This window comes from Streptomyces sp. NPDC051243, assembly GCF_044455405.1.
Lineage (GTDB): Bacteria > Actinomycetota > Actinomycetes > Streptomycetales > Streptomycetaceae > Streptomyces.
In genome coordinates, this window is sequence record NZ_JBITES010000005.1 from 51964 (window position 1) to 67557 (window position 15594).

The window sequence follows — 15594 nt, forward strand, 5'->3', positions numbered from 1 at the left end:
CCCTGCCCACTGCGACCAGTCATGGCGACCCCCCGTCGTCGCAACTCGGCTTCCCATGATGGTGGCGACGAATTCGCCCGGAAAGGCCACGGGCAGCCCTCATTTCGAAAGTCCCGGAACAGGCGCCACAGCTGCTTGATCGCTCCTCCGGTCTCTCCTGAAAGAGGGGAACGGGAATTGGTGGGCGGCCGGTACGAAATGTGCTGTGGCGCAGTGGGGCACGTGGCTGCTTACGACGGACTGGTGTGAAGGTGCCCCGCCGGGTACGGCGGTGAGTATCTACTCGATCACGATCGAGGTCGCCCGTCAGTCGAAGTAGGACTCGAGCGTGCCGCGGCGCCGGATGTCGAGCGTCGCGCAGTGGAACGATCCGCCGAACGGCGCGTAGTGCAGCAGGTCGCTCGGGATGGGCTCGAAGCCCCACTGCTCGAGAGCGCGCAGCATACCGGTGTGGTGACGCTCGGCGATCACCCGCTTCTCGTCGAGCATGAGTACGTTCATGCTGAGCCACTTGCCGCACATCGAGGTGATCCGGAGCAGGCGGTCCTCGATCGGGTCTGGCTCGGGCGCGATGAGGATGTCCCACGAGTCCAGGACCTCGGGCAGGTGGTCCACGTCGATGTACTCGGGATTGACCAGCACCTTGCCGGGCGCGAGCAGGACGAAGGTGGTGTCGATGTGCATGGGCGTACGGCAGCGGCTCTCGATCTCGTGGATCCGGTAGCCGGGCCCGAGGTGGCGCCGCAGCCATTCGATGCCCGTGCGGTTGGTGACGTTGCTGCGGGTCACGAAGAGATCGCGACCGGCGCGTACGAAATCGGCGGCGTCGAAGACCGGCTCGAACTCGGTGAGGATGTGGCGCAGGGGCTCACCGGGCTTCGGCGCACGGAACCCCGGAACGAACAGCTCGGGGGTGAGCTGCGGTTTCGGGGCCGACGTCCAGCGTGCGCCGCGCAGGAAGTAGTCCTTGAGGATCGGGCGGTAGGAGTGGGTCTCGAAGTACCGGCAGGGCCAGGCCATCGGGGTCTCGATGATCTCGTCACCGACGACGAGCAGGCTGTCGCGGGGACAGGTGTTGCAAAAGCCGCGCGACGACCAGTGAGGGGTTCCGAAGCGCCGCTTGTGGTCGACCGGGTCCGGGCGCCTGACCGTGATGTCGAGGGAGCGCAACAGGGAGACGAACTCCTCGAGTTCGCGCTGCGCCCGCTCGATCAGTATCCGCGGGTACCTGAAGCCACCGGCGAGTCCCAGCAGGCGCCCTGCCCATGGCGGGACGTTGCAGGTCACCACCGGGTGGCGGGAGGGGATGATCGCGCCGTCGAGACGGCCGACGACGATCTCCTCGAGGGGGTCCCATTCATTGTGTGAGTTGACTGGGGGGACAAGGGATTCCACAGCGCTGTCGAGTACCCCGTATCCGGCAGGTCACTCACGGTGGCGGGAACGTGCCGTCGCGGATGCCTGCCATCCCGCAGGGACGGGCCCAGCGGGATGGCCCGCTGCCGCGGGCGGCAGCGAGCGAACGGGCGCGGTCGCTTGGAGCCGGAGTGCGCATACTTACGCAGCCGTCCGCATGTCTGCCTCGCGCAGCGCCGGCCCGGGGCTCACAAGCAACAGCCTGAGCCTCCTGTGCGCGGTTGGGCGGTGTGGAGGTCCTCGTCGTGGCCGGCGGCGATCCGTGGCCATTGCGCCGTCGGCCGTCCGTTCTCGCGGAACTGCTGCCCGCGCGCCTCGTACGGCTGCGGCCAGCCGGGCGGGGAGTCCTCCCAGGTCTCCTGTCGTCCGTGGACGGTCATGTCGAGGATGCCGTAGGAGGGCGCCATGGGTTCGACGCCGCGGCCGGTGGTCCAGTAGGTCTCGTAGACGCGGTCCCCGTCACGGAGGTAGCACGCCTTCATCCCGAAGTGGCGGCCGGCGACGAGACGTTCGTGGGACTCGGCGGGTACGGAGTACCAGGGCATGTCCCAGCCCATGAAGCGGCGGTAGTGGTCGGATTCCGCGTAGGGGCCCTGGCAGAAGACCGCGAAGGTGACGTCGCGCTGGTGCAGATAGGACAGTTCGCGGACCTGGCCGGTGAAGAAGGTGCAGCCCTCGCACTGGTCGGCGGCGGGACGGCCGTCGTGCCACATGTGATACGACACGAACAGCTGGGTGCGGCCCTCGAAGACGTCGATCAGCGGGACGGGTCCGTCGGCTCCCATGAGCGGGGCCGACGGGTCCACCTCGGTCATGGGCAGCCGTCGCCGGGCTGCGGCGATCGCGTCACCCTCCCGAGTGTGCGCCTTCTCCCGGACCCGCAGGGTGTCGATCGCGGCCAGCCACTCCCGGCGGGGGACGACCGGCGGCTTGTTCACTTCAGTCATGCCCGTACTGACTCGACGGTCCGCGAGAACTCATCGGTCGAGCCCGAACGTCCTCTGGAGGCGCAAAAGGGTCGGAACTCGATCAAGCCGTCCCGCGGAGCTGGATACTGGTTCCTTCTCCGAATGCTGCGATCAAGGGAGCGAATCAGTGAACTCGGCCGAAGAGGTGGGGCGTTGGGGTGTGGGCGACGGCCGGCACGGGCGGCACGCCGTCGTTGTCGGCGGGAGCCTCGCGGGGCTGCTGGCCGCGCACGTCCTCGCCGGGTACGCCGACCGGGTGACCGTCGTGGAGCGCGACCGGTTCCCGGACGGGACGACGCCACGGCCCGGCGTACCGCAGGGCCGGCACCCGCATGTGCTGCTGGAGGGAGGCCAGTCGGCTCTGGAGTCACTGCTGCCGGGCTTCCTCGCGGAATTACGGGCGGCGGGGGCGCCACGGGTGGGGATGCCGTCGGACCTGGTGCTGCGCCAAAGCGGCCGTTGGTTCCGCCGGTTGCCCGCGACGACGTACATCTACACCGGCTCCCGTGCGCAGCTCGAGGAGCTGGTGCGGCGGCGGGTCCTGGCCAATCCGGTGATCAGCACGGTGGAGGGGACCGATGCCGTAGGGCTCCTCGGTGACGCCTCGCGGGTGCGGGGCGTGTTGCTGCGGGACCGCGGATTTGGCGATGTCCGTGCGGAGCGCCGGGAACTCGAGGCCGACCTGGTCGTCGACGCCTCCGGCAGCGGCACGAAGGCCCCGCAGTGGCTCGCGGCGATCGGCGCCGAGGCGCCGCGCGAGGAGACCATCGACACGGGACTGGCGTACGCCTCGCGCGTCTACCGCGGCAGGAGCGGCGTCCTCGACGGTGACACCGCCGGCTACTACGTCTATCCGAGCCCCGACCAGGTCCATGCCGGAGGTGCGCTGCCGCTGGAGGACGGCAGTCATCTGGTCATCGTCTCGGGGCTGCGCGGCGACGAACCGCCCACAGGCGACGACGAGTTCGTGACGTATGCCAAGAGGCTGCCGCATCCGCTGCTGCATGCGTGGCTGGACGAGGCCGAACCGCTCTCGCCGGCGTTCGGCTACCGGCGTACCGCCAATGTCCGGCGTCGCTACGACCTGCCCGGCCGCAGCCCGGCCGGCTTCCTCGCCACCGGCGACGCCCTGTGCACCTTCAACCCGATCTACGGGCAGGGCATGGCCGTCGCCGCGATGAGTGCGGTCGCCCTGCGCGACGCACTGGCCGATCCACGACGCCGGACCCCCACGACCCGGCGGGTGCAGCGGGCACTCCTCGCGGCGTCCCGGCAGGCGTGGGACATCTCCGCCGGAGCAGACCGCAAGATGCCGGGCGCGCTCGGCAACGCGCTCGGCGGCGGGCCCGCGGACCGGGTCGCCGACTGGTACCTGCGGCGCGTGCAGGAGTGCTACCCCGGTGATCCCGTCGTGGGGCGCGCCTTCCGCTCCGTACTGACCCTCTCCGCGCCCGTCACCGCCCTGTTCGCCCCGCCCGTGGCCAGGTCCGTCCTCTTCCGCCCGCCCGCGCCGACCCCCACCGAGCCGCCCACGGTCCCGGAGGAGCCGGGGACCCGAGGGTGACGGTGGTCACGGGCTGCCGTCGCCGCTCGGAACCGCCCCGGAAGCCTCATGGTGGGCACCCCGGGGTCGCCCCGGCGCCCGGACAGCGGCGGATGCCTGCGCACGGGCGCCGGGATGTCAGCCGCCCGCGGTCACCTGGTCCATCGGCAGCCACATGGTGCTGTTCGTGGACGGGCCGATGTTCGACTGGCGTACGCGGGTGAGCTCGGCGTCGGTCAGGGCACGGTTCCAGACGCGGACCTCGTCGATGGCACCGGTGAAGAACGCCCGGCTGTCCATGCGCTGGCCGATGTGCACGCCGAACGGCGAGTTGCGGCTGACGGATCCGGCCACGTCAGCCGTACTGATGGGGCTGCCGTCGATGAACAGGGTGAGCCGCCCGCCGCCGCGGCGCAGGGCGAGGTGGTGCCACCGGCCGTCGTTGTACGCGCCGGTGGTGCTGACGGACGCCGACCGCACGGTCGTCGCGCCGCTGCGCACCGTCATCAGACCGCGCACCCGGTTGCTCGCCGGTTCCCCACGCAGCCAGAACTGGGGTTGGCTGCCGCCGATGCCGCCCACCCAGAGCAGTGGCTGCTCTCCCGTTCGACCGGTGTAGCGGAACCACAGGGAAGCGGTGAAGTTCTGGGTACCGAGCTGGAGTTGGGGCCGGAGCGGCAGGCGCACCGCGTCGTCGGCGCCGTCGAAGGCCAGGGCGCCACCGAACACGCCGGATGTGGGGGTGGCCCCGCCGAGGACCATCGCCGGCTGGGTGGACGGGGCGCGGTCGGCCGTGGTCGGGTCAGGGCCGCGGCGCGGTGCGAGCCATTCCTCGTTGAAACGGGCGAAGCGGATCTCGTCGCGGGCGTCGACGGTCCCGCCCTCGTACATCAGTCCCACCACGTTGCCGCCGATGAGCACCATGTCGGAGTAGCCCGACCAGTCCTGGGTGACGACGGTGCCGCGGTCCACGCTCTCCCACGTGCCACCGCCGTCGTAGGACGTGCGGATCATCATGGTCCGCCGGCGGTCCGGATCCGCGGGGCAGGACAGCAGGAGGCGGCCGCCCAGTTGCAGCGTCGATCCCTGGACCTGCGGGGTGTAGAGGCCCGGGAGGGGCCGGAACGGGGTGGCGAAGCTGTCGCCGCCGTCCAGGCTGAAGTTCTGGGTGCGGTGGCCCAGATCGGTGCCGTCCTGCTCGCGACCGCTGACCACGATGGCACCGTCGACGCGCTCGGTGAGGGTGAGTTCGGACGGCTTCTGGCGGAAGGTGCCGTCGGTGGCGATGGGCCAGGAGTCGGTGGCGCCCCTGCGCCAGGTGTTGCCGCCGTCGTCGCTGACGATGAGGGCCGCGTGATTGGTCGTGACCCGGCTGCCGTTCCAGGTCTCGGCGTTGACGCCGAAGACCAGCCGGCCGGGGCGGCCGCCGCGGGTGAGCTGGATCCCGTGGACGGGACCGGTGGCGTACCAGGAGTTCCAGCTCGCGGGCATGATCTGCGCGCTCAGGTCGCGCGGCGTGGTCCATGTGCGACCGTCGTCGTCGCTGTACTGCAGATGAGGGCTGCGGTCGCACGGGACGTCACAGTTCGAGCCGTCGGCACTCGCCGTGTTGTGTGTCTGCGGGAGCAGGATGCGGCCGGTGTTCCGGTCCACGACCGGGGCCGGGTTGCCGTGGGTGTCGCCGGCACCGTCACTGACGACCTGGAGCGGTCCCCAGGTGCGGCCGCCGTCGGTCGAGCGTTTCAGCACGATGTCGATGTCCCCCGCGTCTCCGCAGGTGCTCCGACGGCCCTCGGCGAACGCGAGGAGCGTGCCCTGGTTGGTCCGCACCACCGCGGGGATCCGGAAGCATGCGTAGCCTCCCGGATCCTGGGACGCCTTGAAGATGATCTGCTGTTCGAACAGCGGCAGGGCCCTTGCGGGTTGGGCGTGGGCGGGAGCCGCGAGGGCCGCCGCGGTAGCCATGACGACGCCTGTGGCGAGTCCGGCTCTCGGACGTGGGCGAAGCCTCGACGGCATGGAGAACCCTTCACTTTCCCTTTTATCTGAACATCGCACGTCCAATTTATTGGTTATTGGTAGTATTTTTCGGCAGTGACACGCTACGGGAAGTGCGGTGACGCCGCGTCATGGGGCCCTGAGTGGCCGACGGTTCAGGTCGTCGCGGCGCGCGTCAGTGGTGGTGGCCCTGCCGGCCGAGAGTTTCCACGGGGGTGGCGCCGGGGCGGGTCCACTGCGGCACGGGGCGGCTGGTCGGGCCCCAGGTGGCGTTCCCGTCGGCGTCCGAGCGCCAGGACCAGCACGCGTTGCGCCCCTCGGGCCGGCCCTCGGGGTTGTCCTCCCATGCCTCTCCGCGGCCGTAGGGCGTCATGTCGAGCAGGCCCAGGGACCCGTTGACCCGCTCGTTGCCGCGGCCGGTCGTGGAGTAGGTGAGGAACGCGCGGTCGCCGTCGCGCAGGAAGCAGGTGAGGTAGCCCATCTCCCCGCCGACCGGCGCGTCCACGTCGCGCACCGAGTACCAGGGCTGGGTGTAGCCCATGAACTCGACGTAGGGGGCCACCTCGTCCCAACGGCCGGTGGTCAGGACGGCGAAGGAGACGCCGCGGGCGTTGAGATAGACGGCGTCCTTCAGGTGCCAGGCCGTGGTGGTGCAGCCCTCGCACTGCCCCTGGTGCGGCGCGCCGTCGTACCACATGTGCTTGTAGACCACGAGTTCGTCGCGGCCCTGGAACAGGTCCAGGAAGGGGACCGGGCCGTCGGGTCCGACGACCTCGACGGTTCCGTCGAACTCCACCATGGGCAGCCGGCGGCGGGCCGCGGCAAGGGCGTCGCCCTCGCGGGTGTGGGCCTTCTCGCGGATCAGGAGCTCGTCGCGGGCGGCCTGCCAGGTGGCCAGGTCGACGACGGGCGGACGGCCGTGCGGTGCGGTGGTCGGGTCGTTCGGCGGGGTCGTCATGGTGTCCTCCGTTGTGTCTGGTGCCGGGCCGCGTCGTACGGCGTCCCGTGACGGTCACCAGAGCAGACCCGCGAACCGGACGGAACTCATCGCGGCGGGACACGCGGAGAGGACAGCTCAGGAGAGGACCTGGGCCAGACCCGCCTCGAGGAACTGATGTGCCACCGCGCCGACCACGTCCATGTGCCGGCCTACGGCGCGAAGCTGGGGCGCGCGTCGTTCCGCGCCTGGGCGAGCCTCACCGGGGAGCGGACGCTCTTCACGGACACGACGGCGCCCGCGGCGCGGGTCGAGGCATGTGAAGCGCGGGACGTAACGGTGGAGATCGCGCCCCACGGACGCCCGGCTACCGCGGTCGCGCCCCGCGTGGCGGCGGCGGTGCCGTGCTGTCGCGCAGCACGAGCCGCGTCGGGACGAGGGTGGTGCCCTGTCCCGTCGGCGCATCGTCTTCGGGACGGCGGATCTTGCTGAGGACCCCTTCGACGCAGAGCCGTCCCACTTCGGCGAAGTCCTGGTGGATGGTGGTGAGGGGCGGCAGGAAGGACGCGGCTTCGGCGATGTCGTCGAAGCCGACCACGCTCACATCGTCGGGAACTCTCCGCCCGCGCTCGTGCAGAGCACGCAGCAGACCCAGCGCCATCTGGTCGTTGGCGGCGAACACGGCCGTACAGTCCTGCTCGTCGGCGAGCCGGAGACCGGCCCGGTAACCGGATTCGGCCGACCAGTCGCCGCGCACCGGGGTCGGTGGCTCGCGGCCCGCCTCGGTGAGCGTGGTGCGCCACGCGTGGGCACGGCGCTGGGCGGCGAACGAGTCCTCGGGGCCGGCCAGATGCCACACCGTGTCGTGGCCGAGGTCCAGCAGATGCCGTACGGCGTCACGGGCGCCGCCCACCTGGTCGGTGTCGACGACGGTGTAGCGGTCGCCGGCGTCCGAGTCGGCCACCACGACCTGGACGCCGGGCGGCAGCGAGACGGTCGCCGCGTCCAGCAGATGGATCTCCATGATGACGATGACGGCGTCCACGGCGAGTTCGCCCAGGCGGGAGAAGGCCCCGTTCACCTCGTCCTGGGTCGGCACGGCGACGGGCAGGAGCGTGACGGCGTAGCCCTGCTGGGCGGCGGAGGTGGCGATCGCCTCCAGGGTGCGGATGTTCCCCATGGTGGAGAGGGAGAAGGTGATCACGCCGAGGGTACGGAACTCGCCGCGTTTGAGTGCCCGCGCGGCGCTGTTGGGCCGGTAGCCGAGTTCCCGCATGGCGGCCAGGACCTGCCGGCGGGTCTCGTCGGTGACGCCGGGGAAGCCGTTGGAGACGCGGGAGACCGTCTGGGAGGAGACGCCGGCGACACGGGCGACGTCCGCCATCGAGGCGCCCTGCCGGGGGCGGGCGGCGCGCCGCCGCGTACGGCCGTCCGACCGGCGCGTTCGTGCCGGCGTACGGCCACCCTCGTCAGTCGTGTCCATTCCGTCCCCCAGTCACGCAACTTTCGGTCCGAACTTTCGGTCCCGGACCACTCCTTGACCGCCGAGATTCGCACAGTGTAGACATCGCGGCAGTGGATGTTTACGTAAACATTGGCTAGTCCAAACCATACGAGAACGCACCGAAACGCACCAGATCGCCCCGTGCGGGCCCCGATCTCTGCGCCCCGCCGGGACGAGCGGCACGCAGAAGAGCTGGAGTACTCGAGATGGCACACCGCACCCGCAAGAGAAGGCTCCTCGGGGCCATCGGCGTCACCGCCCTGGCGACCGGAACGGTCCTGGCCACCACCACGCTGCCCCTCGCACACGCCGACACGGCCGCGGCCGCCGCCGCGGTCACCGTCCGGCCCGACCCCTCCTACCGGCAGGAACGGTTCGAGGGCTGGGGCACCAGCCTGGTCTGGTTCGCCAACGCCACCGGCGACTACCCGCCCGCGATACGCGAGAAGCTGGCGAAGCTCCTCTTCGGGGACGACGGCCTGGCCCTCAACATCGCCCGCTACAACATCGGCGGCGGCAACGCCCCGGACGTCAAGGACTACCTGCGGGCGGGCGGAGCGGTCGAGGGCTGGTGGAAGGCCCCGGCGGGCACCACACGCGAGGACGTCGACTGGTGGGACGCCGAGGACCCGGCCGACTGGAACGACAAGGCCGACAAGACGCAGCGCTGGTGGGTGGACCGCATCAAGAAGGACATCACCCACTGGGAGACGTTCAGCAACTCGCCGCCGTGGTTCATGACCGAGAGCGGCTACGTCTCCGGCAACTTCGACGCGGGCAAGGACCAGCTCAAGACCGAGTCCGTCGACGACTTCGCCGAGTACCTGGTGGGGGCCACCGAGCGGCTGGAGAAGGCGCACGGCATCAAGGTCGACACCCTGGACCCGTTCAACGAGCCGAACACCAACTACTGGGGCACCAAACTCGGCCCGGACGGCGAGCCCGTCGGCGGCCGGCAGGAAGGCGCCCACATGGGCCCCGAACTCCAGCAGAAGGTGCTCCGCGCGCTGGCCCCCACGCTGGAGAAGTCCCGGACGAACGCGGAGATCTCCGCGATGGACGAGACCAACCCGGGCACCTTCGCCACCAACTGGAACTCCTACCCGCAGGAGGTCCGCGACCTGGTCGGCCAGATGAACGTCCACACCTACGGAACCGGCCAGCGCACCACCGTGCGCGACCTGGCCAAGGCCGCGGACAAGCCGCTGTGGATGAGCGAGGTCGAGGGCGACTGGGGCGACGGCCAGAGCTTCACGGACATGCGACCCGGCCTGGGCCTCGCCCAGCGCATCGTCGACGACCTTCGTGAACTGGAGCCCCGCGCCTGGGTGTTCTGGCAGCCCGTCGAGGACTACGACAACATGAAGCCCGGCGGTGAGTCCGCGAAGGGCGGCAACTGGGGCGAGATCCAGCTCTCCTTCAAGTGCACCTCGAAGGACACCCTCGAAAGCTGCCCGATCTACACCAACACCAAGTTCGACACCGCCCGCAACTTCACCCACTACATCAAGCCCGGCGACCGGCTGATCAAGACGAACGACACCTCCAGCACGGCCGCGCTCTCCCGCAAGGGCGACGCGGCGACCGTCGTGCACGTCAACAGCACCGCCGAGGCCCGCGAGGTCACCCTCGACCTGTCGAAGTTCGGGCGGGTCTCTTCCCACGCCACCGTCACCCCGGTGGTGACCAGCGCCGACGGCAAGCTGGAGCGGCAGCGGCCGGTCCGGGTCGCCGGCAAGCAGGCCACGATCACCGTGCCCGCCCAGTCCGTGACGTCCTTCCTCGTCAAGGGCGTGTCCGGCGTCGCCAGGGACGCGGCCGAGCTCCAGAAGGGCCACACCTACCGGCTGACCGGCGTCCAGAGCGGCAAGGACCTCACGATCGCCGACGACGGCACGGGCCTCGTCATCAGGAGCGCCGACGCCGCCGACCCGAGCGGTCAGCAGTGGCGGCTCGAGCAGATCCGCGGCACCGACAACCGGAAGCGGTACGTCTTCGCCGAGGCGACGGAGGGCAAGCGGCTGGCCGTCCGTGACGGCGCCCTGGTGGCCGAGCCCGACGAGGGCGTCCGCGACGACGCCGCGCAGTGGATCATGTCGACCACCGGCGACGGCACCTGGACGCTCGTCAACGCCGCGACCGGCCAGCTCCCGGACGTCGCCGGCCAGTCCACGAGCGAGGGCGCCCGCGTCGGCCTCTGGCAGCCCAACTCGGGCGCCAACCAGCGCTGGAAGGTGACCGATGTGACGGCCGACGTCGCGTCCGACACCGACGCCTCACAAGCCGGGTAACAGCTCGGCCCGGCAGGGACTCGTCCCGAGTCCTCGCCCACGACCCCGTCGGCCCGGCCGCCGCGTCCGCGCGGCCGGGCCGACGGCACCATGTGCCAGTCGGTTCACCGGCGTGGTGCGGCCGCGTCCTGCCCGAAGGCTCAGGGCTCCCAGCGATCCGGCCCACCGCCCCGCCACTCGATGAGAGGGGACTGCCGTACCCAGTCGTCGTCGACGTCTTCCAGGCCCGCCAGGCGCAGGAACTCGACGATGTCGAGCAGCCCGTACGCCATCCCCACGAACTGATCGTCCACGCGGACGCGCCGGCCGCCGTCGGCAGCCGGCGGGTAGACGGTGATGGGCTGTACGCCGGTCATGGCACCAGGGTGCGGCCTGCGCCGGATGCGCGCATGCGGGGCTCGTGTGGCTCCAAGGCCGATGGGCCGGCTTGTCGCGAACATGGAGATTGAGCATCCCATGGCCGCGCCCTAGGATCCGGAGCAGTCCGGCACGATGCCCGCAGCAGTGACGCGCTGAACCCGCGACAGGAGCAACCGCCCATGACCACCGACGGGTTGAGTGCCGAGTTGAGCGCACAGGAGGCTGCCGCGCTGGCGGCGATCGACGAGGCGGCCATCGCCCGGAGCCTCCTTGAGCTGATCGCGATACCGAGTGTGACCGGCAGCCCGGCCGAGTCGGAGCTCCAGCACCACCTGGCCGGGCGGCTCGACGCCTGGGACTGGACGTGGACCTGTGGTCCATGCATCTGCCCGCGCTGCTGGCGCACCCGGACTTCCCGGGCTCGGAGGCACCGCGGGACGAGGCATGGGGGCTCGTGGGAGTCACGGAGAACGGCGGTGACGGGCCGACCCTGATCCTCCAGGGCCACGTCGATGTCGTGCCGCCCGGCGATCTCGAGCGATGGGACGGGGACCCGTTCGTACCGAGGGTGGTCGCAGACACGGTGCACGGCCGGGGGGCCTGCGACATGAAGGCCGGGCTGGTGGCCCACCTCGCGGCGCTGGCGGCGATCCGGGCGAGCGGCGTGCGGCTGCGCGGCCGGGTGGCGGTGCACTTCGTGGTCGGCGAGGAGGACGGCGGCCTTGGCGCGTTCGGGACCCTCCAGCGCGGCCACACGGGTGACGCCTGTGTCATCACCGAGCCGACCGGCGGCGCCCTGATCACCGCCAACGCGGGAGCGCTGACCTTCCGTATCGCCGTCCCGGGGCTGGCCGCGCACGCCAGCTCCCGCGAGCAGGGCGTGAGTGCCATCGACGCGTACCTGCCCATCCATAGGGCCCTCGCGGAGCTGGAGGCCGACCGGAACACCGACCCCGACCCGCTGATGGCGGAGTACCCGATCCCGTACGCCCTGTCCGTCGGCACGGTCCGCTCCGGCGACTGGGCCAGCAGCGTCCCCGACCTGCTGGTCGCCGAGGGACGGTTCGGCGTCCGGCTCGACGAGGCCCCCGCGACGGCACGAGCCGCCTTCGAAGCGCGCGTGGCCGAGGCGTGCGCGGCCGACCCCTGGCTGCGCGACCACCCCGCGACGGTGACGTGGCCGGGCGGTCAGTTCGCCAGCGGCCGCCTGCCCGTCGGCCATCCGCTGCGGGACGTCGTACGGGAAGCACACGTTGCCGCCAACCGGGGCGCCGTGCCCGCCGAACGCGGAGCCTCCTACGGCAGTGATCTACGGCTCTACGCGGCCGCGGGCATCCCGACCCTGCAGTTCGGTCCCGGCGACATACGCCTCGCCCACAGCGCCCAGGAACAGGTGGCCGTCCCGGAGATCGTCCAGGTCATCCGCGCACTCGTGCTCACGGTGCTCCGCACGGTCGGCACGAAGTGAACGAACGAATCCGCCGGCCCGGCCGGCGGCCGAACGGATCGGCCGGCGTGATCCGCCGCGGGTCCGCCCGGCCGTCACCGGCCGGACGGACCCGCTGAGTCCCCACTCTCCTTTCGTCAGGCGCTTGCTTGCAGTCCGCGCAGCGACGTCACGAGCCGGTCCACGTCGTCGGACGTGTTGTAGAGCGCGAGGGACGCTCGCGCCGCCGACTCCAACCCGTAGTGGGCGAGGGCCGGTTGGGCGCAGTGGTGGCCGGCACGGACGGCGATCCCGTCACGGTCCAGCCAGTCGGCGACGGTGGCCGGATCGTGCCCCGCGAGCGTGAAGGTGAGCACCGCGATCCGGTCCGGCGCCGAACCGATCAGCTCGAGTCCGGGCACCGTGGCAAGGGCCTGCAACGCATACGACATCAGCGCATCCTCGTACGCGGCGACGGCCGCGCGGTCCAGGGACGTCAGCCAGTTCACGGCGGCGAGCAGTCCGATGACCCCCGAGATGTGCCCGGTGCCGGCCTCCATCCTGTGCGGAACGGCCGCGAACGTGGTCTTCCCGAAGTCCACGGACTCGATCATGTTGCCGCCGCCCTGCCACGGTGCCATGCCGGCGAGGATCTCCTGCCTCGTGTACAGGGCGCCGATGCCGGTGGGCGCGAACAGCTTGTGCCCGGACAAGGCGTAGAAGTCCGCGCCCAAGTCCAGGACGTCGACGGGGAAGTGGGCGACGGCCTGTGCCCCGTCCACCAGGACCCTGGCGCCGTAGCGGTGGGCGAGGGCCGTCATCTCCTTGACGGGCGGGACGGTGCCGAGGACGTTCGACGCGTGGCTGATGACGACGAGTCGGGTGCGGGCGGAGAGCAGATCGGCGTACGCGTCCTGGTCGATCTCCCCGTTCCGTGTGAGCGGTACCGGCACGACCCGGGCCCGGGTCTCCTTGGCGATCAGCTGCCACGGCACGATGTTCGAGTGGTGCTCGAGAACCGGCACGAGAATGTCGTCGCCCGGCCCGAGATGGGCCCGGCCCCAGGTCTGCGCGACGAGGTTGACGGCCTCCGTCGTGCCGCGCACGAAGACCACGTCGTCGGGGCTGGGCGCACCGAGGAAGTCGGCGACGGCAGCCCGGCCCGCCTCGTACGCCTCGGTGGCCTCCCGCGCCATGGTGTGGGCGCCGCGGTGGATGTTGGAGTTGGCGGTGCTGTAGTAGGCGGTGAGCGCCTCGATGACCTGACGCGGCTTCTGGGTGGTGGCCGCGTTGTCGAGCCAGACGAGGGGATGGCCGTTGACGGTCCGGTGCAGGACGGGGAAGTCCTGCCGCACCGACTCCGCTGTGAAGCCGCCCGGTCGGCCCTGAACCCCCACGGAGGGGCGCGGCACCAGCGGCGCGCTGACGTCAGGCATAGTCATGGTACTTGGACACCTCGACGTTCTGGAGTACGGCGATGGCGTCGTCCACCAGCACGGCGGTGTTGAAGTAGGCCGTCATCAGGTACGACGTGATGCCCTTCTGGTCCATGCCCATGTTCCGCATGGACAGGCCGGGTTCGACCTCGTCCGGTACGGCCGCGGGGCGCAGGCCCACCACGCCCTGCTCGGCCTCCCCGATCCGGATCAGCAGGATCTCGGTGGTGCCGGCCGAGCTGCCGGAGCCGCCCGGGCAGGGCACCTTGTCGGAGGGCAGCAGCGGTACGCCCCGCCAGGTCAGCAGCGGACTGCCGAACCGGCTGTCCGTCACCGGAGGCACTCCCCGCCGTGTGCACTCCCGGCCGAACGCGGCGATGGCCCTCGGGTGCGCGATGAAGTACGCCGGCTGCTTCCACACCCTCGCCAGGAGTTCGTCCAGGTCGTCGGGGGTGGGAGCGCCGGTGCGGGCCTGTACGCGCTGACCGGCCGGGACGTTGTGGAAGAGACCCGAATCGGGGTGGTTGAGCATCAGGCTCTCCTGCCGCTCGCGCAGGGCCTGGACGGTCAGGTTGGCCTGGGTCCGCGTCTGGTCCATCGGCCCGTTGTAGAGGTCGGCGACCCGGGAGTGCACCAGCATCCGCGTCTGGGCGAGCGTCATGTGGTACTCACGCGGCAGGTCCTCGTAGTCGACGTACGTGCTCGGCAGGTCGACCTCACCCACATGACCGCTGCTCAGGTCGATGGGTGCCTCGGTGCCGGGTGCGGGCATGCCGTCGGCCGTGTACGACTCCACCGCGCCGCGCAGCGCCTCCTCGCGGTCCATGAGTCCGGCGAGTGCGGAACGCTCGGCGCGCAGGGCGACGCCGGGAGTGACGGCCTTGACGGCGTACGGCATGGGCTCGTCCCTGGTCCACGCCTCCAGGTCGAAGTACTGCCCGTCGCCGATGACCTGGATCAGCGCCTCGTCGCCGTACCGCCCGGCGGCGCGCTTCTCGGCCCGGCCGCGGACGATCACCCACAGGTGCTCGGCGGTGTCGCCCTCCTGGACGAGCACCTGCCCGGCCTCGAAGCCGATCTCGGTGAACGCGTCGGCCAGTTGGTCGAGGAGCGCGTCGTCGGTCTCGCGCAGGTACGGGATCTCGCGTAAGTCGCCCGGGATGACGCGCGGGCTTCCCTCGTCGGTGTGGGTGCCGATGCGGTCGTCGCCGAGGACGTAGGTGCGGCGCCGGTTGACGCGGTAGACGCCTGATTCGACGTCGACCCAGGGGAGGGCGCGCAGGAGGTAGCGAGGGGTGATGCCGCGCATCTGCGGTGCCGTCTTGGTGGTTGTCGCGAGTTGCCGTGCGGCCTCGGGGCTGAGTGTGGTGCGGCCGGTCGTCACAAGGGCCTCCTCGAGTGGATCGATCCGGGAACGGACTTCCGTACGAGCGAGCCCGATCGTGCAGGCGGAGGCAACGCCTCACAAGATGCGCGGGGCGCCGCTCGGTTGAGCGCGGGCCGAAAACGCACGACGGTGGGCGGGGCGGGCGCGCCACGCCGTGCACGCCGGCAGGCGGCGCCACCAAGGGCCAGGGGCGGGCTGACGATCTTCAGGGTGCGGCGACGACGAGCGGTCCGACGTGCCGTCAATTGCCTGGGGACGGCTTGATGTGGCCCCGTATCACCACTTTCAGTAACTTAAAGGCGCGCTTATGTGAACCGTTTTCGGGCCC

Annotated in this window: 10 protein-coding genes and 1 pseudogene; 3 read left to right on the plus strand and 8 right to left on the minus strand. The window is 70.9% G+C overall.

The features are described from left to right. Positions 1-306: 306 nt before the first annotated feature. Positions 307-1395, minus strand: a complete 1089-nt coding sequence (locus ACIBAG_RS14070; RefSeq protein WP_399104615.1) for an amidinotransferase — start codon at positions 1393-1395, stop codon at positions 307-309. 209 nt (positions 1396-1604) lie between these two features. Beyond that, a complete protein-coding gene (locus ACIBAG_RS14075) occupies positions 1605-2363 on the minus strand; it encodes a DUF899 family protein (protein WP_399104617.1) in 759 nt (252 codons plus the stop codon). A gap of 181 nt (positions 2364-2544) precedes the next feature. Between ACIBAG_RS14075 and ACIBAG_RS14080 the strand changes: the two genes are divergently transcribed. After that, entirely contained in the window at positions 2545-3948 is a 1404-nt protein-coding gene (locus tag ACIBAG_RS14080; protein WP_399105410.1) for an FAD-dependent oxidoreductase, read from the plus strand. Positions 3949-4065: 117 nt separating this feature from the next. Here ACIBAG_RS14080 and ACIBAG_RS14085 read toward each other — a convergent pair whose 3' ends face one another. The 3 genes from ACIBAG_RS14085 to ACIBAG_RS14095 form a co-directional block, all read right to left on the minus strand. Beyond that, complete coding sequence (locus tag ACIBAG_RS14085) at positions 4066-5946, minus strand: LamG-like jellyroll fold domain-containing protein (protein WP_399104619.1); 1881 nt, start codon at positions 5944-5946, stop codon at positions 4066-4068. A gap of 154 nt (positions 5947-6100) precedes the next feature. Continuing rightward, complete coding sequence (locus tag ACIBAG_RS14090) at positions 6101-6883, minus strand: DUF899 domain-containing protein (RefSeq protein WP_399104621.1); 783 nt, start codon at positions 6881-6883, stop codon at positions 6101-6103. A 346-nt stretch (positions 6884-7229) separates the two neighbouring features. Continuing rightward, on the minus strand, positions 7230-8246 hold the full coding sequence (locus ACIBAG_RS14095; protein ID WP_399105412.1) for a LacI family DNA-binding transcriptional regulator: 1017 nt from the start codon (positions 8244-8246) through the stop codon (positions 7230-7232). 326 nt (positions 8247-8572) lie between these two features. Here ACIBAG_RS14095 and ACIBAG_RS14100 point away from each other — a divergent pair, with 326 nt between their 5' ends. Further along, the gene (locus ACIBAG_RS14100; RefSeq protein WP_399104623.1) at positions 8573-10657 is read left to right on the plus strand and encodes a glycoside hydrolase; all 2085 of its coding nucleotides are present in this window, start codon (positions 8573-8575) and stop codon (positions 10655-10657) included. Positions 10658-10797: 140 nt separating this feature from the next. Here the strand turns inward: ACIBAG_RS14100 and ACIBAG_RS14105 are convergent, their stop codons facing one another. After that, on the minus strand, positions 10798-11013 hold the full coding sequence (locus tag ACIBAG_RS14105) for a hypothetical protein (RefSeq protein WP_399104625.1): 216 nt from the start codon (positions 11011-11013) through the stop codon (positions 10798-10800). Between the two features lie 183 nt (positions 11014-11196). Between ACIBAG_RS14105 and ACIBAG_RS14110 the strand changes: the two are divergent. Then, positions 11197-12485: pseudogene (locus ACIBAG_RS14110) on the plus strand (ArgE/DapE family deacylase). A 116-nt stretch (positions 12486-12601) separates the two neighbouring features. On the opposite strand, the gene ACIBAG_RS14115 reads toward ACIBAG_RS14110, so the two are convergent. Next, entirely contained in the window at positions 12602-13879 is a 1278-nt protein-coding gene (locus tag ACIBAG_RS14115; protein WP_399105414.1) for a SufS family cysteine desulfurase, read from the minus strand. Next, positions 13872-15263, minus strand: a complete 1392-nt coding sequence (locus tag ACIBAG_RS14120; RefSeq protein ID WP_399104627.1) for a family 2B encapsulin nanocompartment shell protein — start codon at positions 15261-15263, stop codon at positions 13872-13874. Before ACIBAG_RS14120 ends, ACIBAG_RS14115 begins: the two co-directional genes overlap by 8 nt. Positions 15264-15594 lie beyond the last annotated feature (331 nt).